The sequence below is a fragment of the Rhizobium sp. Leaf311 genome (assembly GCF_001423445.1).
Classification (GTDB): Bacteria; Pseudomonadota; Alphaproteobacteria; order Rhizobiales; family Rhizobiaceae; genus Agrobacterium.
This window is the reverse complement of the sequence record NZ_LMNZ01000014.1, coordinates 1-19,224: the sequence shown is the minus strand read 5'-3', so window position 1 is coordinate 19,224 and position 19,224 is coordinate 1. Positions and strand designations below refer to the sequence as shown.

The 19,224-nt window shown below is 55.7% G+C and carries 15 protein-coding genes, 1 tRNA gene and 2 pseudogenes; 16 read left to right on the top strand and 2 right to left on the bottom strand.

Going from position 1 to position 19,224, the window contains the following annotated elements:
• The 11 genes and pseudogenes from tuf to rpoC all read left to right on the top strand — a co-directional run.
• A pseudogene (tuf, locus tag ASF69_RS22785) lies at positions 1-151 on the top strand (elongation factor Tu); the annotation flags it as partial.
• A 251-nt stretch (positions 152-402) separates the two neighbouring features.
• Entirely contained in the window at positions 403-1,296 is an 894-nt protein-coding gene (locus ASF69_RS14970) for an NAD(P)-dependent oxidoreductase (protein ID WP_062588828.1), read from the top strand.
• 127 nt (positions 1,297-1,423) lie between these two features.
• Positions 1,424-1,499 (top strand) — tRNA-Trp (locus tag ASF69_RS14965).
• A gap of 186 nt (positions 1,500-1,685) precedes the next feature.
• Positions 1,686-1,886 carry a preprotein translocase subunit SecE gene (gene secE, locus ASF69_RS14960; protein ID WP_042618546.1) on the top strand — a complete coding sequence of 67 codons (201 nt, stop codon included), beginning with the start codon at positions 1,686-1,688 and terminating at the stop codon, positions 1,884-1,886.
• Positions 1,887-1,907: 21 nt separating this feature from the next.
• Complete coding sequence (nusG, locus tag ASF69_RS14955) at positions 1,908-2,438, top strand: transcription termination/antitermination protein NusG (protein WP_045232861.1); 531 nt, start codon at positions 1,908-1,910, stop codon at positions 2,436-2,438.
• Between the two features lie 214 nt (positions 2,439-2,652).
• On the top strand, positions 2,653-3,084 hold the full coding sequence (gene rplK, locus ASF69_RS14950) for a 50S ribosomal protein L11 (RefSeq protein WP_062588826.1): 432 nt from the start codon (positions 2,653-2,655) through the stop codon (positions 3,082-3,084).
• Between the two features lie 2 nt (positions 3,085-3,086).
• The gene (gene rplA, locus ASF69_RS14945) at positions 3,087-3,782 is read left to right on the top strand and encodes a 50S ribosomal protein L1 (RefSeq protein WP_062588825.1); all 696 of its coding nucleotides are present in this window, start codon (positions 3,087-3,089) and stop codon (positions 3,780-3,782) included.
• 357 nt (positions 3,783-4,139) lie between these two features.
• A complete protein-coding gene (rplJ, locus tag ASF69_RS14940) occupies positions 4,140-4,658 on the top strand; it encodes a 50S ribosomal protein L10 (protein WP_062588823.1) in 519 nt (172 codons plus the stop codon).
• A gap of 58 nt (positions 4,659-4,716) precedes the next feature.
• Complete coding sequence (rplL, locus tag ASF69_RS14935; protein ID WP_062588821.1) at positions 4,717-5,091, top strand: 50S ribosomal protein L7/L12; 375 nt, start codon at positions 4,717-4,719, stop codon at positions 5,089-5,091.
• 259 nt (positions 5,092-5,350) lie between these two features.
• Positions 5,351-9,490 carry a DNA-directed RNA polymerase subunit beta gene (gene rpoB, locus ASF69_RS14930; RefSeq protein ID WP_062588819.1) on the top strand — a complete coding sequence of 1,380 codons (4,140 nt, stop codon included), beginning with the start codon at positions 5,351-5,353 and terminating at the stop codon, positions 9,488-9,490.
• A 173-nt stretch (positions 9,491-9,663) separates the two neighbouring features.
• Positions 9,664-13,872: a DNA-directed RNA polymerase subunit beta' gene (gene rpoC, locus ASF69_RS14925; protein WP_062588817.1), complete on the top strand. Its 4,209-nt coding sequence runs from the start codon at positions 9,664-9,666 to the stop codon at positions 13,870-13,872.
• A 99-nt stretch (positions 13,873-13,971) separates the two neighbouring features.
• Here the strand turns inward: rpoC and ASF69_RS22780 are convergent, their stop codons facing one another.
• A complete protein-coding gene (locus ASF69_RS22780; protein ID WP_082469746.1) occupies positions 13,972-14,514 on the bottom strand; it encodes a DinB family protein in 543 nt (180 codons plus the stop codon).
• 66 nt (positions 14,515-14,580) lie between these two features.
• On the opposite strand from ASF69_RS22780, the gene ASF69_RS14915 reads away from it, so the two are divergent.
• Entirely contained in the window at positions 14,581-15,201 is a 621-nt protein-coding gene (locus tag ASF69_RS14915) for a TetR/AcrR family transcriptional regulator (protein WP_348271380.1), read from the top strand.
• 34 nt (positions 15,202-15,235) lie between these two features.
• Here ASF69_RS14915 and ASF69_RS14910 read toward each other — a convergent pair whose 3' ends face one another.
• Positions 15,236-15,529, bottom strand: a complete 294-nt coding sequence (locus ASF69_RS14910; protein WP_062450737.1) for a hypothetical protein — start codon at positions 15,527-15,529, stop codon at positions 15,236-15,238.
• A 520-nt stretch (positions 15,530-16,049) separates the two neighbouring features.
• Here ASF69_RS14910 and rpsL point away from each other — a divergent pair.
• The 4 genes and pseudogenes from rpsL to ASF69_RS23375 all read left to right on the top strand — a co-directional run.
• On the top strand, positions 16,050-16,421 hold the full coding sequence (gene rpsL, locus ASF69_RS14905) for a 30S ribosomal protein S12 (RefSeq protein WP_003507760.1): 372 nt from the start codon (positions 16,050-16,052) through the stop codon (positions 16,419-16,421).
• A gap of 77 nt (positions 16,422-16,498) precedes the next feature.
• A complete protein-coding gene (gene rpsG / locus ASF69_RS14900; RefSeq protein WP_062588813.1) occupies positions 16,499-16,969 on the top strand; it encodes a 30S ribosomal protein S7 in 471 nt (156 codons plus the stop codon).
• Positions 16,970-16,996: 27 nt separating this feature from the next.
• On the top strand, positions 16,997-19,096 hold the full coding sequence (gene fusA, locus ASF69_RS14895) for an elongation factor G (RefSeq protein WP_062588812.1): 2,100 nt from the start codon (positions 16,997-16,999) through the stop codon (positions 19,094-19,096).
• Between the two features lie 65 nt (positions 19,097-19,161).
• Positions 19,162-19,224, top strand: a pseudogene (locus ASF69_RS23375) (elongation factor Tu); the annotation flags it as partial.

The following is a 19,224-nucleotide window of genomic DNA, read 5'->3' as shown; positions in this document are numbered from 1 at the left end:
AGAAGGCACGGAAATGGTTATGCCAGGCGACAACGTTACCGTTGCTGTTGAGCTGATCGTTCCGATCGCGATGGAAGAAAAGCTGCGCTTCGCTATCCGCGAAGGCGGCCGTACCGTCGGCGCCGGCATCGTTGCCTCGATTGTTGAATAACAATCGATAGGCGATGCCGAAAGCCTGCCGACGGCAACAAAGATGTGCAAATGGCGCGCAAGCGCGATTTGCACGCGGCGCTGGCATCGTTGCTTCGATCGTCGAGTAATCTTTTCCCGTAAGGGAGAAACGAAAGCCCCGCTGGAAACAGCGGGGCTTTTTTGTTTGTCGCCGAACCGAGATATTGGCCCTTGTGCCGCTGGATAAAGTCCTTACCTATCCCTCCTGTTTAAAGCGTCGGGAGAGATTTCATGGCAAAGCGCATTCTATTCACGGGCGGCTCCGGCAAGGCGGGCAAGCATGTCGTGCCCTGGCTCGTGGCGAACGGATACGAAGTCCACAATCTCGACCTAGTCCCGCTGGAAAGTCCTGGCGTGACCAACCTGACTGTCGATGTCACCGACAGCGGACAAGTGTTCAACGCGCTATCCATGCATCGTGATTTCGCCGATCTGGAGACGGGCAGGGGTGTGGTCCCCTATGATGCGGTGATCCACTTTGCTGCCATACCGCGCATCCTGATCAAGCCGGACAACGAAACATTCCGCGTCAACACGATGGGTACGTATAATGTCATCGAAGCCGCGGCGAAGCTCGGCATCAGCAAGATCATCATAGCCTCATCCGAGACAACCTACGGCATCTGCTTCGCCGAAGGCCACAAGGATGCCCACCAGTTCCCGCTTGAAGAAGACTATGATGTCGACCCGATGGATTCCTATGGACTGTCAAAGGTCGTGAATGAAAAGACGGCCAGGGCGTTCGCGGAGCGTTTCGGGATCGATATCTATGCGCTGCGAATCGGCAATGTCATCGAGCCGCATGAATATGATAAGTTCCCTGCGTTCCTGGCCGATCCGGAAAGCCGCAAGCGCAACGCCTGGAATTACATCGATGCCCGTGACCTCGGCCAGATCTGCTATCTTTGTGTGGAAAAGGACGGGCTGGGATTTCAGGTCTTCAACGCCGCAAATGACACGCCGACCGCCGACGTGCCTGCGACAGAGCTCGCCCGTCGATATTTCCCGGATGTCCCGTTTACCCGCGAGTTGGAAGAGGGAGAAGGACTTTATTCCAACCGCAAGATCCGCGAAGTCCTCGGCTTCAAGGAAGAGCACAACTGGCGCAACTATGTGAAGACGTGAGATAAATGGAATCCGCAGGGTGTTGGTGGAAAAAATCAAAAACACCCTTGCCATTCTTTTATTCGCGCTTTAAAGAGCGGCATACCGATTGAGGGACGCGGTTTAGTGTCCCCGGTTTCGGTGCTGCAGGGGTATAGCTCAGTTGGTAGAGCGGCGGTCTCCAAAACCGCAGGTCGTAAGTTCGAGCCTTACTGCCCCTGCCATTCCTCATCCGCAAGCGCGGGGCATCGCTGCAGGGCAGGTGAGGTGCCGGTGTACCGGTCAAATTCGCCGAATGTCGATTTCCTCTTGTTAAATTGGGAATCGGCGTTTATGTAGGTCAAAACAGACACGCGGTGCGTGGGGCTGATTAGTATCGGCTTTACGTGCCGTAATTGCGTGGGCAGTCAATGGCATCCAAAACCAATCCGTTTACGTTTCTGCAGCAGGTTCGCGCCGAAGCGTCGAAGATCACTTGGCCGTCGCGCCGCGAAACGATGATTTCTACGGCTATGGTGCTGGTTATGGTCATCTTTGCGGCACTGTTCTTCTTTGCGGCTGACCAGCTTATCGGCTGGTTGCTCAGTCTCGTTCTGAGCGTCGGCCGGTAACGAATTGAGCGGAGAGTAAAGATGGCAGCGCGTTGGTATATCGTTCAGGCATATTCGAACTTCGAAAAGAAGGTCGCTGAGTCGATCGAAGAGAAGGTTCGTCAGAAGGGCCTTGATCATTTGTTTGAGAAAATCCTCGTGCCGACCGAAAAGGTTGTCGAGGTTCGTCGTGGTCGCAAGGTCGATAGCGAGCGCAAGTTTTTCCCGGGTTACGTGCTGGTGCGCGCCAACCTGACGGATGAGGCTTACCACCTCATCAAGAATACGCCCAAGGTTACGGGCTTTCTGGGTTCGGATAACAAGCCTGTTCCGATTCCAGATTCTGAAGCAGACCGGATTCTCGGTCAGGTTCAGGAAGGCGTCGAGCGTCCGAAGTCTTCGGTATCGTTCGAAATCGGCGAGCAGGTTCGCGTCTCCGATGGTCCGTTCGCATCGTTCAACGGTGTGGTTCAGGATGTCGATGAAGAGCGTTCGCGCCTGAAGGTGGAAGTTTCGATCTTCGGTCGTGCGACACCGGTTGAGCTGGAATATGCTCAGGTCGAGAAGGTTTGACGAGATCGGAAAGGCGCTTGCGCCTTTCATCCAATTCATCAGGAAGAACAGGCAAGTCATTGCTTTCCAACTGATGTGATGCGGCAAGTCCGCATAACGCGTGGAAGATTTCCTGGCTCTCAAGCCGGGGCAGGGATCGCACCACGCAACCGCAGCCGCCGGATTTTCCGGCATATGAGCCGGGTAACCGGTTCGATTTGAAAGGCAGAGAGATATGGCTAAGAAAGTTGCAGGCCAGCTCAAGCTTCAGGTCAAGGCAGGATCGGCCAACCCGTCCCCGCCAATTGGTCCTGCGCTTGGTCAGCGTGGCATTAACATCATGGAATTCTGCAAGGCGTTCAACGCTGCTACGCAGGAAATGGAAAAGGGTATGCCGATTCCGGTCGTCATCACCTATTACCAGGACAAGTCCTTCACCTTCGTCATGAAGCAGCCGCCAATGACGTACTGGTTGAAGAAGGAAGCGAAGATCACCTCCGGTTCCAAGACGCCTGGCAAGGGCGCCAAGGTCGGCTCCATCACCAAGGCTCAGGTCAAGACGATCGCTGAAGCCAAGATGAAGGATCTGAACGCAGCCAACATCGAAGGCGCAATGGCTATGGTTGAGGGCTCTGCCCGCGCCATGGGCCTGGAAGTGGTAGGTTGATCATGGCAAAGCTTGCAAAGCGCGTACAGAAGATCCGCGAAGGCGTTGATCCAAAGACCCTCTACGTCCTCACCGACGCCATCTCGATGGTCAAGGAACGGGCAGTGGCCAAGTTCGACGAAACCGTTGAAGTGTCCATGAACCTCGGTGTTGACCCACGTCACGCAGACCAGATGGTTCGCGGCGTTGTCAACCTGCCAAACGGCACAGGCCGTGACGTTCGCGTCGCAGTTTTTGCTCGTGGCGCCAAGGCTGATGAAGCCAAGGCTGCTGGTGCAGACATCGTTGGTGCAGAAGACCTGCTGGAAATCGTTCAGGGCGGCAAGATCGACTTCGATCGCGTTATCGCCACTCCTGACATGATGCCTCTCGTCGGTCGTCTCGGCAAGGTTCTCGGCCCACGCGGCATGATGCCTAACCCGAAGGTCGGTACGGTTACGATGGACGTTGCTGGAGCTGTCAAGGCTTCCAAGGGCGGCGCTGTCGAATTCCGCGTCGAAAAGGCCGGTATCGTACACGCCGGCATCGGCAAGGCTTCCTTCGATGCCAAGGCACTCGAAGAAAACATCAAGGCTTTTGCTGACGCCGTCATCAAGGCGAAGCCAGCTGGCGCAAAGGGCAACTACGTCAAGCGCGTAGCGATCTCCTCGACCATGGGTCCAGGCGTTCGCATCGAGCTATCGTCGGTTACGGCCTAATCAATTCGCTACGTCCCTTGCGGGATGCGGCAAACAAGATTTCCGGCTCGCAAGGGCCGGAAATTTCCAGGGAAACCTGGAATTCCTGTCCGAGATTGCTGGCGGCCCATTTCCTTCGGGATCTAGGCCTTAATCATTAGCCTGCATGAGACGGGTAAGGCCCGGATTTTCGCATCTGAAGATGCCTAATAATCCGGTTCGAACCTGATGTGCCTGTGCCTGAAGCCGTTTGCGGCGACAGAGCGGGGGACAGGATCCTCAAGCGTCGCTTGAGATTTTGGCAACAAGATCTCTTGAGGCAAAGGCAAACCCGATGGGCTCACAGTTCAATGTGTTCCCATCTACTGGAGACAGACAGTGGAAAGAGCGGAAAAACGCGAATTCGTCACGGAGCTGAACGAAGTCTTCAAGGCTTCCGGTTCAGTTGTCGTGGCCCACTATGCTGGTGTCACAGTTGCGCAGATGAACGATTTTCGTTCGAAAATGCGTGCTGCTGGCGGCACCGTCAAGGTCGCGAAGAACCGCCTGGCCAAGATCGCTCTTCAGGGTACGGAGTCGGAAGGGATCATCGATCTCTTCAAGGGACAGACGCTGATTGCATACAGCACTGACCCTATGATTGCTCCGAAAGTCGTCATGGACTTCGCTAAGACGAACGACAAGGTCGTTGTTCTCGGCGGCGCCATGGGGGCAACTACGCTCAACGCTGATGCAGTCAAGTCGCTTGCGACCCTGCCTTCGTTGGACGAGCTGCGCGGAAAGCTGCTGGGCCTACTCAACGCCCCTGCTACGCGTATCGCTACGGTTGTTTCGGCACCGGCAAGCCAGCTTGCCCGCGTGTTCTCGGCATACTCCAAGAAGGACGAAGCCGCTTAAGGCGGTTTTTCGCTGTAAATATTCAAACCGGTTCGAACCGAATTAAAGGAACTATAACATGGCTGATCTCGCTAAGATCGTTGACGACCTCTCCGCATTGACCGTTCTGGAAGCTGCAGAACTGTCCAAGCTTCTCGAAGAAAAGTGGGGCGTTTCCGCCGCTGCTCCAGTAGCTGTTGCTGCTGCTGGCGGTGCTGCTGCTGCTCCTGCTGAAGAAGAAAAGACAGAATTTGACGTTATCCTGGTTGACGCTGGCGCCAACAAGATCAACGTCATCAAGGAAGTCCGCGCTATCACAGGTCTCGGCCTGAAGGAAGCTAAGGACCTCGTTGAAGGCGCTCCTAAGCCTGTCAAGGAAGCCGTTTCCAAGGCTGAAGCTGCTGACCTCAAGAAGAAGCTTGAAGACGCAGGCGCCAAGATCGACGTTAAGTAATCTTGGAATGTTCGGGAGGCGGCGTTCGCGCCGTCTCCTGTTTACATTTCTACCGAACTTTTTACCCAAAAGCCGCGTGAAAATGGCTTTTGGGTAATGGGTTCTTCAAGAGAATGGTTTCGAACCGCGCTGTACAGGCAATCCGGCCTTACAATTCGGGACGTGAAACGAGATTGAAGACACTCATTGGATTGACGGGATCGACTGGCCAGCGGTTCCCGTCCGTTGCAGGCCCGGATGCAATTTTAAAGGAGCGACGATGGCTCAGACCCTTTCGTTTAACGGTCGCAGGCGCGTACGCAAGTTTTTCGGCAAAATTCCAGAAGTAGCGGAAATGCCGAACCTCATCGAGGTTCAGAAGGCTTCGTACGACCAGTTTCTCATGGTTGACGAGCCCAAGGGCGGTCGTCCCGACGAGGGATTGAATGCCGTATTCAAGTCCGTATTCCCGATCACCGACTTCTCCGGTGCGTCCATGCTCGAATTCGTATCCTACGAATTCGAAGCACCGAAGTTCGACGTCGAGGAATGCCGTCAGCGCGATCTGACCTACGCAGCGCCGCTCAAGGTGACGCTGCGCCTCATCGTGTTTGATATCGATGAAGATACAGGCGCAAAGTCCATCAAGGACATCAAGGAACAGTCCGTCTACATGGGCGACATGCCGCTCATGACCAACAACGGTACGTTCATCGTCAACGGTACGGAGCGCGTCATCGTTTCGCAGATGCACCGTTCGCCGGGCGTCTTCTTCGACCACGACAAGGGCAAGAGCCACTCGTCCGGCAAGCTTCTGTTTGCTGCTCGCGTCATCCCATATCGCGGTTCCTGGCTCGATATCGAATTCGACGCCAAGGATGTCGTTTACGCACGTATCGACCGTCGTCGCAAGCTGCCTGCAACATCGCTTCTGATGGCGCTTGGCATGGATGGCGAAGAAATCCTGTCGACCTTCTACACGAAGGCTGCCTACACCCGTGACGGCGATGGCTGGCGTTTCCCTTATCAGCCTGACGTGCTGAAGGGTGCCAAGGCAATCACCGAACTGGTCGACGCTGACACAGGCGAAGTCGTTGTCGAAGCCGGCAAAAAGCTGACGCCGCGTCTGCTGCGCCAGCTCTCCGACAAGGGCCTGAAGTTCCTCAAGGCGACCGACGAAGATCTCTACGGCAATTACCTGGCCGAAGACATCGTCAACTACGAGACGGGTGAAATCTATCTCGAAGCCGGCGACGAAATCGACGAGAAGACGCTGAAGTTGATGCTGGACTCGGGTTTCGACGAAATCCAGATCCTCAACATCGACCACGTCAATGTTGGCGCCTACATCCGCAACACGCTGGCTGCAGACAAGAACGAGAACCGTCAGGAAGCTCTGTTCGACATCTACCGCGTCATGCGTCCGGGTGAGCCACCGACCATGGATTCGGCCGAAGCCATGTTCAACTCGCTGTTCTTCGATAGCGAGCGCTATGACCTTTCCGCGGTTGGCCGCGTGAAGATGAACATGCGCCTCGATCTCGATGCAGAAGACACCGTGCGCACGCTGCGCAAGGAAGACATCCTGGCTGTGGTCAAGATGCTTGTCGAACTGCGCGACGGCAAGGGCGAAATCGACGATATCGACAACCTCGGTAACCGTCGTGTCCGCTCGGTCGGTGAGTTGATGGAGAACCAGTACCGTCTGGGTCTGCTGCGCATGGAACGTGCGATCAAGGAACGTATGTCCTCGATCGAAATCGACACCGTGATGCCGCAGGATCTGATCAACGCAAAGCCTGCCGCTGCTGCCGTTCGCGAATTCTTCGGCTCCTCGCAGCTGTCGCAGTTCATGGACCAGGTGAACCCGCTTTCGGAAATCACCCACAAGCGCCGTCTTTCGGCTCTTGGACCGGGTGGTCTGACCCGCGAGCGCGCAGGCTTCGAAGTCCGCGACGTTCACCCGACCCACTACGGTCGTATTTGCCCGATCGAAACGCCGGAAGGCCCGAACATCGGTCTGATCAACTCGCTTGCAACCTTTGCCCGCGTCAACAAGTACGGCTTTATCGAAAGCCCGTACCGCAAGATCATCGACGGCAAGGTGACAACAGACGTCATCTACCTCTCCGCTATGGAAGAGGCGAAGTATTACGTTGCGCAGGCGAATGCTGAACTGGACGCTGAAGGCGCGTTTACGGAAGAATTCGTCGTTTGCCGTCACTCCGGCGAAGTTATGCTGGCTCCGCGTGACAACATCAACCTGATGGACGTTTCGCCGAAGCAGCTGGTTTCGGTCGCTGCGGCTCTCATTCCATTCCTGGAAAACGACGACGCCAACCGTGCTCTCATGGGCTCGAACATGCAGCGTCAGGCCGTTCCGCTTCTGCGTGCGGAAGCTCCGTTCGTTGGAACCGGCATGGAGCCGATCGTTGCCCGTGACTCCGGCGCTGCCATTGCTGCCCGTCGTGGCGGTGTGGTCGACCAGGTCGACGCAACGCGTATCGTTATCCGTGCAACCGAAGACCTCGATGCAGGCAAGTCCGGCGTCGATATCTATCGTCTGCAGAAGTTCCAGCGCTCCAACCAGAACACCTGCGTCAACCAGCGTCCGCTGGTCGCCGTTGGCGACGTTCTGAATAAGGGTGACATCATCGCTGACGGTCCTTCGACCGACCTCGGTGACTTGGCGCTTGGCCGCAACGCGCTCGTCGCGTTTATGCCTTGGAACGGTTACAACTACGAAGACTCGATCCTGATGTCCGAGCGCATCGTCTCCGACGACGTGTTCACCTCCATCCACATCGAAGAATTCGAAGTGATGGCCCGCGACACCAAGCTTGGTCCTGAAGAAATCACGCGCGATATTCCGAACGTCTCGGAAGAAGCGCTGAAGAACCTCGACGAAGCCGGTATCGTTTACATCGGTGCGGAAGTTCAGCCTGGCGACATCCTCGTCGGCAAGATCACGCCGAAGGGCGAGAGCCCGATGACGCCGGAAGAAAAGCTTCTGCGCGCCATCTTCGGTGAAAAGGCTTCCGACGTTCGCGACACATCCATGCGCATGCCTCCGGGCACGTTTGGTACTGTCGTCGAAGTCCGCGTGTTCAACCGCCACGGCGTCGAGAAAGACGAGCGTGCGATGGCAATCGAGCGCGAGGAAATCGAACGTCTAGCCAAGGACCGCGACGACGAACAGGCTATCCTGGATCGTAACGTCTACGGTCGTCTGATTGAGATGCTCCGTGGACAGGTTTCGATTGCTGGTCCGAAGGGCTTCAAGAAGGGCGTCGAGCTTTCGAACGCCGTCGTATCCGAATATCCCCGCTCGCAGTGGTGGATGTTCGCCGTTGAAGACGAAAAGGCTCAGTCCGAGCTGGAAGCGCTTCGCGGTCAGTACGACGAATCCAAGTCGCGCCTTGAACAGCGCTTCATGGACAAGGTCGAGAAGGTTCAGCGCGGCGATGAAATGCCTCCGGGCGTCATGAAGATGGTCAAGGTCTTCGTTGCTGTTAAGCGCAAGATCCAGCCGGGCGACAAGATGGCTGGCCGTCACGGTAACAAGGGCGTTGTCTCGCGTATCGTGCCTGTCGAAGATATGCCGTTCCTGGAAGATGGTACGCATGTCGACATCTGCTTGAACCCGCTGGGCGTGCCTTCGCGCATGAACGTCGGTCAGATTCTCGAAACGCATCTCGCATGGGCTTGCGCCGGTATGGGCAAGAAGATCGGCGACATGCTGGAAGAGTATCACAAGACACTCGACATCACCGATCTGAAGCGCGAACTGACGGAAGTCTACGCATCGGAAGCCAAGGATGAAGTCTCGCAGTTTGATGACGAGTCCCTGATCCGTCTTGCCGAGCAGTCCAAGAAGGGCGTTTCCATTGCGACGCCGGTCTTCGACGGTGCGCATGAGCCCGACGTTGCCGCCATGTTGACCAGAGCCGGTCTGAATGAGTCCGGTCAGTCTGTTCTGTATGATGGCCGTACCGGTGAAACCTTCGACCGTAAGGTAACCGTCGGCTACATGTACATGATCAAGCTGAACCACTTGGTCGACGACAAGATCCATGCCCGTTCGATCGGTCCTTACTCGCTCGTTACCCAGCAGCCGCTGGGTGGTAAGGCGCAGTTCGGCGGTCAGCGCTTCGGGGAAATGGAAGTCTGGGCTCTGGAAGCTTACGGTGCAGCCTACACGTTGCAGGAAATGCTCACCGTCAAGTCGGACGACGTGGCGGGCCGTACCAAGGTTTACGAAGCAATCGTCCGTGGCGACGACACCTTCGAAGCCGGCATTCCGGAGAGCTTCAACGTTCTCGTCAAGGAAATGCGCTCGCTTGGTCTCAGCGTCGAACTCGAGAATTCGAAGCTCGACGACGCCAATGCGGCGGATCAGCTGCCTGACGCGGCGGAATAACGAAACAGAATGGCAGGCACCTTTTGGGGTGCCTGCCAGTTTCACCCGAGGCCTGGCCTCCGGGGAGAAACTTCCGCCGCATTTTGCGGTTAATCATGTTTTAGGCATTGGTCGGTGATGCGGACTCACCGTGCCAGATGCAAGCAAGGGGCCAAACCCCTAAGGAGACAGGCATGAACCAAGAGGTCATGAACCTTTTCAACCCGTCGGTACCGGCGCAGCACTTCGATTCCATCCGGATTTCGATCGCCAGCCCGGAAAAAATCCTTTCCTGGTCTTATGGCGAGATCAAGAAGCCGGAAACCATCAACTACCGTACGTTCAAGCCAGAGCGTGACGGTCTTTTCTGCGCGCGTATCTTCGGACCGATCAAGGACTATGAGTGCTTGTGCGGCAAGTACAAGCGTATGAAGTACAAGGGCATCATCTGCGAAAAGTGCGGCGTCGAAGTCACGCTGTCGCGCGTTCGCCGTGAGCGCATGGGCCATATCGAACTGGCTGCGCCCGTTGCCCATATCTGGTTCCTGAAGTCGCTTCCGTCTCGTATCTCGACATTGCTCGACATGACGCTGAAGGATGTCGAGCGCGTTCTGTATTTCGAGAACTACATCGTCACCGAACCCGGCCTGACGTCCTTGAAGCAGAACCAGCTTCTGAACGAAGAAGAATACATGATCGCCGTCGATGAATTCGGCGAAGATCAGTTTACCGCCATGATTGGTGCTGAAGCCATCTACGAAATGCTGGCTTCGATGAATCTCGAAAAGATTGCTGGTGACCTGCGCACCGAGCTTGCCGAGACGACATCCGATCTTAAGCAGAAGAAATTCATGAAGCGCCTCAAGATTGTTGAGAACTTCATGGAATCTGGCAATCGTCCCGAGTGGATGATCATGAAGGTTGTTCCAGTCATTCCACCGGACCTGCGTCCGCTGGTTCCGCTGGATGGTGGCCGTTTTGCGACCTCTGACCTTAACGATCTCTATCGTCGCGTGATCAACCGTAACAACCGTCTGAAGCGCCTGATCGAGCTTCGTGCGCCTGGCATCATCATCCGCAACGAAAAGCGTATGTTGCAGGAATCCGTCGATGCGCTGTTCGATAACGGCCGTCGCGGTCGCGTCATCACGGGTGCGAACAAGCGTCCGCTGAAGTCACTCTCCGACATGCTCAAGGGCAAGCAGGGTCGCTTCCGTCAGAACCTTCTCGGCAAGCGTGTCGACTATTCCGGTCGTTCGGTTATCGTGACTGGTCCTGAGCTCAAGCTTCACCAGTGCGGTCTGCCAAAGAAGATGGCGCTCGAGCTGTTCAAGCCGTTCATCTATGCCCGCCTTGATGCGAAGGGTTACTCCTCCACCGTCAAGCAGGCCAAGAAGCTGGTTGAAAAGGAAAAGCCGGAAGTCTGGGATATCCTCGATGAGGTCATCCGCGAGCATCCGGTTCTGTTGAACCGCGCTCCAACGCTGCACCGTCTGGGCATCCAGGCCTTCGAACCCATGCTGGTCGAAGGCAAGGCAATCCAGCTTCATCCGCTCGTCTGCACGGCCTTCAACGCCGACTTCGACGGTGACCAGATGGCTGTTCACGTTCCACTGTCGCTCGAAGCGCAGCTGGAAGCACGCGTGCTGATGATGTCGACCAACAACATTCTGCACCCTGCAAACGGTCAGCCGATCATCGTTCCGTCGCAGGACATGGTTCTCGGCCTCTACTATCTGTCGATCATGAACCAGAACGAGCCCGGCGAAGGCATGGCTTTCTCTGACATGGGCGAGTTGCATCACGCGCTTGAAAACAAGGTCGTGACGCTTCATGCGAAGATTCGTGGCCGCTTCAAGACCGTTGATGCCGATGGCAAGCCGGTTTCGAAGATCTATGAGACGACACCTGGCCGCATGATCATTGGCGAACTTCTGCCGAAGAACGTCAACGTGCCTTTCGAAACCTGCAACCAGGAAATGACCAAGAAGAACATCTCCAAGATGATCGACACGGTCTACCGTCACTGCGGCCAGAAAGACACGGTCATTTTCTGTGACCGCATCATGCAGCTCGGCTTTACCCATGCCTGCCGCGCCGGTATTTCCTTCGGCAAGGACGACATGATCATTCCGGAGACCAAGGTCAAGATCGTCGGTGACACCGAAACCCTGGTCAAGGAATACGAACAGCAGTACAATGACGGTCTGATCACACAGGGCGAAAAGTACAACAAGGTCGTTGACGCCTGGGGCAAGGCAACTGAAAAGGTCGCGGAAGACATGATGGCCCGCATTAAGGCTGTCGAGTTTGATCCTGAGACCGGTCGTCAGAAGCCGATGAATGCCATCTACATGATGTCCCACTCCGGTGCGCGTGGTTCACCGAACCAGATGCGTCAGCTGGGTGGTATGCGTGGTCTTATGGCCAAGCCATCGGGCGAAATCATCGAAACGCCGATCATTTCCAACTTTAAGGAAGGTCTGACCGTTAACGAGTACTTCAACTCGACGCACGGTGCCCGTAAGGGTCTTGCAGACACGGCCCTGAAGACGGCGAACTCCGGTTACCTGACACGTCGTCTCGTTGACGTCGCGCAGGATTGCATCGTCAACTCCAAGGATTGCGGCACCGACAAGGGCCTCACCATGACTGCCATCGTCGATGCCGGTCAGGTTGTTGCTTCGCTCGGCGCCCGTATCCTCGGTCGTACGGCTCTTGATGATATCGACAACCCGGTCACGGGCGAGAACATCGTCAAGGCCGGCAAGCTGATCGACGAAGCCGAAGTTGCAATCATCGAAAAGGCTGGCATTCAGTCCGTTCGCATCCGCTCTGCCCTGACCTGCGAAATTCAGGTCGGTGTCTGCGGCGTCTGCTACGGTCGTGACCTTGCTCGCGGTACACCTGTCAACATGGGTGAAGCCGTGGGCGTTATCGCCGCTCAGTCCATCGGTGAACCCGGCACGCAGCTCACCATGCGTACCTTCCACCTTGGCGGTACGGCAAACGTGGTCGACCAGTCGTTCCTGGAAGCGTCTTACGAAGGCACGATCCAGATCAAGAACCGCAACAGCCTGCGCAACTCCGAAGGCGTTCTCATCGCGATGGGCCGTAACATGTCCGTCACCATTCTCGATGAGCGTGGCGTCGAGCGTTCGTCGCAGCGTGTTGCCTACGGTTCGAAGCTGTTCGTGGATGATGGCGACAAGGTCAAGCGCGGCCAGCGTCTGGCAGAGTGGGACCCTTACACCCGTCCAATGATGACGGAAGTGGAAGGTACAGTTCACTTCGAAGATCTGGTCGATGGTCTCTCCGTTCTCGAAGCGACCGACGAATCCACCGGTATCACCAAGCGTCAGGTTATTGACTGGCGTTCGACACCACGTGGTTCGGACCTCAAGCCATCGATCGTCATCAAGGATGCTTCCGGCGCTGTCGCGAAGCTCTCCCGTGGCGGTGAAGCCCGCTTCCAGCTTTCGGTTGATGCTATTCTGTCGGTCGAGCCTGGTCAGAAGGTCTTCCAGGGTGATGTGCTTGCACGTTCGCCGCTGGAAAGCGCCAAGACCAAGGACATCACCGGTGGTCTGCCGCGCGTTGCCGAACTCTTCGAAGCGCGTCGTCCAAAGGATCACGCTATCATCGCCGAAATCGATGGTACGATCCGTCTGGGCCGCGACTACAAGAACAAGCGTCGCGTTCAGATCGAGCCTGCGGAAGATGGCGTCGAGCCAGTCGAATACCTGATCCCGAAGGGCAAGCCCTTCCATCTTCAGGAAGGCGACTACATCGAAAAGGGCGAGTACATTCTCGATGGCAACCCGGCACCGCACGACATTCTGGCGATCAAGGGTGTAGAGGCTCTGGCTTCCTACCTCGTGAACGAAATCCAGGAAGTCTACCGCTTGCAGGGCGTTGTCATCAACGACAAGCACATCGAAGTTATCGTGCGTCAGATGCTGCAGAAGGTGGAAATCACCGATGCAGGTGACTCGCAGTACATCGTTGGCGACAGCGTTGATCGCATCGAGATGGAAGACAACAACGACCGTCTGATCGAAGAAGGCAAGAAGCCTGCTTACGGCGACCCGGTTCTTCTGGGTATCACCAAGGCATCGCTACAGACGCCATCCTTCATCTCGGCTGCTTCGTTCCAGGAAACCACAAAGGTTCTCACGGAAGCTGCAATTGCCGGCAAGACGGATACGCTGCAGGGCCTCAAGGAAAACGTCATCGTCGGCCGCCTCATCCCGGCCGGTACTGGTGGCACCATGACCCAGATCCGTCGCATCGCCACAAGCCGCGACGATCTCATCATCGAAGAGCGCAAGAAGAGCACTGGCTCGTCTTCCGCAAACCAGATGCTGCAGGACATGACAGAGAAAGCTCCAGCTGCCGAGTAACGATGGCTGGGATAGGGGCCCTGATCGGGGCTCCGCTTTCTATAAACAGAAACGCCCGGAGTAATCCGGGCGTTTTTTGCGTTTGGGCCTTTGAAGTAATTATAGACGAGGTGTTGCTTGGGTATCCTGCGTTGGGCTCAATCCTTGAAGCCGCCTCTGCGGCACGCATTGATGGACGAATACGGCGAGTGTTTCCCACGGCGGAGTGAGCGATAGTTGCCACAGGAGGCGGGCAACCTCGCCACGATGAACTGTAGCGTGCAAAGCTACATGCAATAACATTTCCTTTCGGCTCATCAATCCCTTTTCGCCGTCCGTAAAACTGAAGGAGACGGTTTCAGCAAGAGATTCGTCAGAAATGGTCTTGATGTATTCGAGATACCATTGATCAACCGATAAGACTTGCGACCTTAGTTCATCAAGTGGAGGGGTCACTTCCAGCGTGTCGGAGGTAAAACCGTGGGCCAATCCTTGCAGATGTCCAGAGAATATCTTTGCAACAACGTTGTAATGGCAAATCAGCCCTAGGGCAGTAGCAAATTCGCTTGAATGAGCGTTACTATCGACGCTCTTCATTTTATCGCATAGGTCGGCGTTAGCCCAAGCATTGTAGCTGAAAAGAGTGGTTAGCAAACTAGACATTGTTGTAAATCCGAAGCAAGTTTAAGAACGTGAGTAACGTGTTTATGTTTCCATGGAGCATTTGACTTGTCTACTCGCATTGCCAAGCAGTCGTCTTTCATGCGGAAAGAACCACGTCAGAGCAGGTCTCGCGCCACTGTCGAGATCATCGTGCAGGCGGGTGCTCGCGTTTTAAGTGATGGATATGCTGGTTTCACAACGAATAAGGTCGCCAACCTTGCAGGTGTGAGCATCGGTTCATTATACCAATATTTTCCTGACAAGCTCTCTTTGGTGGATGCTATCCGGCTCCGTCACCTGGATGATTGTCTGGCCGTGATGCGCAGCGTTGTGGCTGACGGTCTCTGTCCGGTCGAATTCGCAACGCGATTGGTCAAGAATATGGTTGCCGCTCACAGCGTCAATCCTGGCCTGCACCGCGTATTGCTGGATGAAGCGCCGGGGTCTGCAAAGTATTCAGATCCTGCCAGTAGTTTCGAGATCGAATATATTTCTTATTACGCTAACGCCGTTGCATTCTATCGAAGTCGAAAAACGCAGGCACGCGATCATATCTCTGGACGGATGTTGTCTGACGCTATCGACGGTGTGATTCACAACGCAGCTCGGAGGGACGATGTCTGTGATGATGCTACACAGAGTGAGTTGATCAAGCTGGTCAGTGTCTATCTGGCTGAAGGTGTCTGAGCGCGCTCGTAACAAAAGCACGCTCAGTCATGGGTCATGCAAACCGGATGATCGCCACTTCGCCCTCAAGCGCGCCCTGATAGGCCGAGGCATGGGGCTCTTCGTCGGGCGCGTCCGTCAGCATGCCGATCTGGTCGAGGTCGGCTTCGAGGAAGCCTTCTTCGGAAAGGGCGTTCAGCGCTTCGCGCACGGCGCTGTCATCGTCGGGGGCGCTCAGGATGACGTGGATGTCGATGCCTTCGTCGCCTTCGCGCTCATAGGCCTTGCCGATGACGATGAACACCATGGCATCGTCGCGTCCGTTGTCGTTGTCTGGTTCTGTAATCATGACGCGATTCCTTTTCTGGCTATGATTGTGGGGTATGTGAAGGAGAGGCGGTTTCAGCCTGCCTTCTTCTTTGCCCTCAAGGGAATCAATAGACGGGTTTTATGAAAACCCAAAGGCCGGAATGGGAAAAGCGTGCGGTGAGAGGGCGTTTATGTTAAAAGCCTTTCGAAATCCCGTAGGCGAGGGGTCTCAGGCCGCTGCTTGGGGGACTAAATTTGGATTCACCCTTGACGAAAGCGGCCTAAAACAGTAGTACGCCCGCCATCGGAGCCAATGTGAGGTCTGGCCGTCTGGAACGACTCGTTCTGGAGATCACCTCAAACAAGGATCCAAAAACACGTACGAGACACGAATGTTGCACGCACGACGTATGATTTACGTCCTCTGCATTGAGTGGTCCATCCGTGAAAACCGGATTGGGCCACGTTTTGCGCATGAGGCTATGCGTGCGTCGTTGCCGGAAACGGTATAACCGCCATCCGAGAGGGTGGCTAAAGTAGTTTTTGCAAGGGATGGTTATATGCCTACCGTAAACCAGCTGATCCGCAAGCCACGTCAGGCACAGGTAAAGCGTAATAAGGTTCCTGCTCTGCAGGAAAACCCACAGAAGCGTGGCGTTTGCACCCGCGTTTACACGACGACCCCTAAGAAGCCTAACTCGGCTCTTCGTAAGGTTGCCAAGATCCGCCTGACCAACGGCTTCGAAGTCATCGGCTACATTCCTGGTGAAGGCCATAACCTTCAGGAACACTCCGTTGTCATGATCCGTGGCGGCCGCGTAAAGGACTTGCCGGGCGTTCGTTACCACATCATCCGTGGTGTTCTCGATACGCAGGGCGTCAAGAACCGTAAGCAGCGTCGTTCGAAGTACGGTGCGAAGCGTCCGAAGTAATTCGGTTTAACAAATTCCGGCGCTGCGCGAGGTTCTCCGCGTGGTAAAGCGTCATTCAAAGTTGAGAGACAAATAGTATGTCCCGTCGCCATAGTGCAGAAAAGCGTGAGATCAACCCGGATCCAAAGTTCGGCGATCTGATCGTTACCAAGTTCATGAACGCCATCATGCTTCACGGCAAGAAGTCGGTCGCAGAAAGCATCGTTTACGGCGCGTTCGACGTCGTGCAGGGCAAGACGAAGCAGGAGCCGCTCGGCGTGTTCCATTCGGCCCTCGACAACGTTGCTCCGCACGTTGAAGTGCGTTCGCGCCGCGTTGGTGGTGCAACCTACCAGGTTCCGGTCGATGTTCGTCCAGAGCGCCGTCAGGCACTCGCAATCCGCTGGCTGATCGCTGCTGCGCGCAAGCGCAACGAAACAACCATGGTTGATCGCCTTTCCGGCGAACTCATGGATGCTGCGAACAACCGCGGTTCTGCCGTCAAGAAGCGCGAAGACACGCACAAGATGGCCGACGCCAACCGCGCATTCTCGCATTACCGCTGGTAATCTAACCGATCCGAAAGGCAGTCCGTTATGGCTCGCGAATATAAAATCGAAGACTACCGCAATTTCGGTATCATGGCGCATATCGACGCCGGCAAGACGACCACTACCGAGCGTATTCTTTACTACACCGGTAAGTCGCACAAGATCGGCGAAGTTCACGATGGCGCAGCCACGATGGACTGGATGGAGCAGGAGCAGGAGCGTGGCATCACGATCACATCCGCTGCTACGACGACCTTCTGGAAGGGTCGCGACGGCAAGATGCGCCGTTTCAACATCATCGACACCCCCGGCCACGTTGACTTCACGATCGAAGTCGAGCGTTCGCTGCGCGTTCTCGACGGTGCTATCGCTCTTCTCGACGCCAACGCCGGTGTAGAGCCGCAGACGGAAACCGTCTGGCGCCAGGCTGAGAAGTACAACGTTCCGCGTATGATCTTCTGCAACAAGATGGACAAGACCGGTGCTGACTTCTACCGCTCGGTAGAAATGATCAAGACCCGTCTCGGCGCCACTGCAGTTGTCATGCAGCTCCCGATCGGTGCAGAAACCGAATTCAAGGGCGTTGTCGATCTGATCGAGATGAACGCACTCATCTGGCGCGACGAATCGCTCGGCGCTCAGTGGGACGTCGTCGAAATCCCTGAGGACATGAAGGCCAAGGCTGAAGAATATCGTGAAAAGCTGATCGAGACTGTTGTCGAGATCGACGAAGAAGCGATGGAAGCCTACCTGAACGGCGACATGCCTGACAACGACAAGATCCGTGCGCTCGTTCGCCGCGGCACCATCGACGTGAAGTTCCACCCGATGTTCTGCGGTACCGCGTTCAAGAACAAGGGCGTTCAGCCTCTGCTCGACGCTGTTTGCGATTACCTGCCTTCGCCGCTGGACATTCCTGCGATCAAGGGCATCGACTTCAAGACCGAAGCCGAAATCGAGCGTCACGCAGACGACTCTGAGCCGCTTTCGATGCTTGCGTTCAAGATCATGAACGACCCCTTCGTCGGTTCGCTCACCTTCGCACGTATCTATTCCGGCAAGCTGGAAAAGGGCACATCTGTCATCAACACGGTCAAGGACAAGCGTGAGCGCGTCGGCCGTATGCTTCAGATGCACTCCAATAGCCGTGAAGACATCGAAGAAGCCTTTGCTGGCGACATCGTTGCTCTGGCTGGCCTCAAGGAAACCACCACAGGTGATACGCTTTGCGATCCTCTGAAGCCGGTTATCCTCGAGCGCATGGAATTCCCTGAGCCGGTTATCCAGATCGCTATCGAGCCTAAGACCAAGGGCGACCAGGAAAAGATGGGCCTCGCGCTCAACCGCCTGGCAGCTGAAGATCCTTCGTTCCGCGTCAAGACGGACGACGAATCTGGTCAGACGATCATCGCCGGCATGGGTGAACTTCACCTCGACATTCTCGTTGACCGTATGCGTCGCGAGTTCAAGGTTGAAGCTACCGTTGGCGCTCCTCAGGTTGCTTACCGTGAAACCATCACGCGTCAGCACGAAGAAGACTACACACATAAGAAGCAGTCCGGTGGTACCGGTCAGTTCGCTCGTGTAAAGATCATCTTCGAACCGAACCCAGAAGGCGAAGACTTCAAGTTCGAGTCCAAGATCGTTGGTGGTGCTGTTCCGAAGGAATACATCCCGGGCGTTCAGAAGGGTATCGAAAGCGTTCTGTCTTCCGGTCCTCTGGCTGGCTTCCCGATGCTCGGCGTCAAGGCAACCCTGATCGACGGCGCATATCACGACGTTGACTCCTCGGTTCTGGCGTTCGAAATCGCATCGCGTGCCTGCTTCCGTGAAGCAGCGAAGAAGGCTGGTGCACAGCTTCTCGAGCCGATGATGAAGGTCGAAGTTGTAACCCCTGAAGATTACGTCGGTGACGTGATCGGCGATCTGAACTCGCGTCGCGGTCAGATCCAGGGTCAGGAAAGCCGTGGTATTGCCGTTGTCATCAACGCGCATGTGCCGCTGGCCAACATGTTCAAGTACGTCGATAACCTGCGCTCCATGTCTCAGGGCCGCGCACAGTACTCGATGACCTTCGATCATTATTCGCCGGTTCCGAGCAACGTTGCTCAGGAAATCCAGGCAAAGTACTCCGGTCAGAAGTGATCGGGTACGCCCCAAACGAATTTTAGAGTTTATTCCCTTCAAGGGACCAGAATGGAGAGCCACTAATGGCAAAGAGCAAGTTTGAGCGCAACAAGCCGCACGTCAACATTGGCACGATCGGTCACGTT

Excerpts from the sequence above, each read along its gene's own strand:
- ASF69_RS14970 (WP_062588828.1), top strand. The coding sequence starts at position 403 with ATGGCAAAGCGCATTCTATTCACGGGCGGCTCCGGCAAGGCGGGCAAG.
- secE (WP_042618546.1), top strand. The coding sequence starts at position 1,686 with ATGGCATCCAAAACCAATCCGTTTACGTTTCTGCAGCAGGTTCGCGCC.
- nusG (WP_045232861.1), top strand. The coding sequence starts at position 1,908 with ATGGCAGCGCGTTGGTATATCGTTCAGGCATATTCGAACTTCGAAAAG.
- rplK (WP_062588826.1), top strand. The coding sequence starts at position 2,653 with ATGGCTAAGAAAGTTGCAGGCCAGCTCAAGCTTCAGGTCAAGGCAGGA.
- rplA (WP_062588825.1), top strand. The coding sequence starts at position 3,087 with ATGGCAAAGCTTGCAAAGCGCGTACAGAAGATCCGCGAAGGCGTTGAT.
- rplL (WP_062588821.1), top strand. The coding sequence starts at position 4,717 with ATGGCTGATCTCGCTAAGATCGTTGACGACCTCTCCGCATTGACCGTT.
- rpoB (WP_062588819.1), top strand. The coding sequence starts at position 5,351 with ATGGCTCAGACCCTTTCGTTTAACGGTCGCAGGCGCGTACGCAAGTTT.
- rpoC (WP_062588817.1), top strand. The coding sequence starts at position 9,664 with ATGAACCAAGAGGTCATGAACCTTTTCAACCCGTCGGTACCGGCGCAG.
- ASF69_RS22780 (WP_082469746.1), bottom strand. The coding sequence starts at position 14,514 with ATGTCTAGTTTGCTAACCACTCTTTTCAGCTACAATGCTTGGGCTAAC.
- ASF69_RS14910 (WP_062450737.1), bottom strand. The coding sequence starts at position 15,529 with ATGATTACAGAACCAGACAACGACAACGGACGCGACGATGCCATGGTG.
- rpsL (WP_003507760.1), top strand. The coding sequence starts at position 16,050 with ATGCCTACCGTAAACCAGCTGATCCGCAAGCCACGTCAGGCACAGGTA.
- rpsG (WP_062588813.1), top strand. The coding sequence starts at position 16,499 with ATGTCCCGTCGCCATAGTGCAGAAAAGCGTGAGATCAACCCGGATCCA.
- fusA (WP_062588812.1), top strand. The coding sequence starts at position 16,997 with ATGGCTCGCGAATATAAAATCGAAGACTACCGCAATTTCGGTATCATG.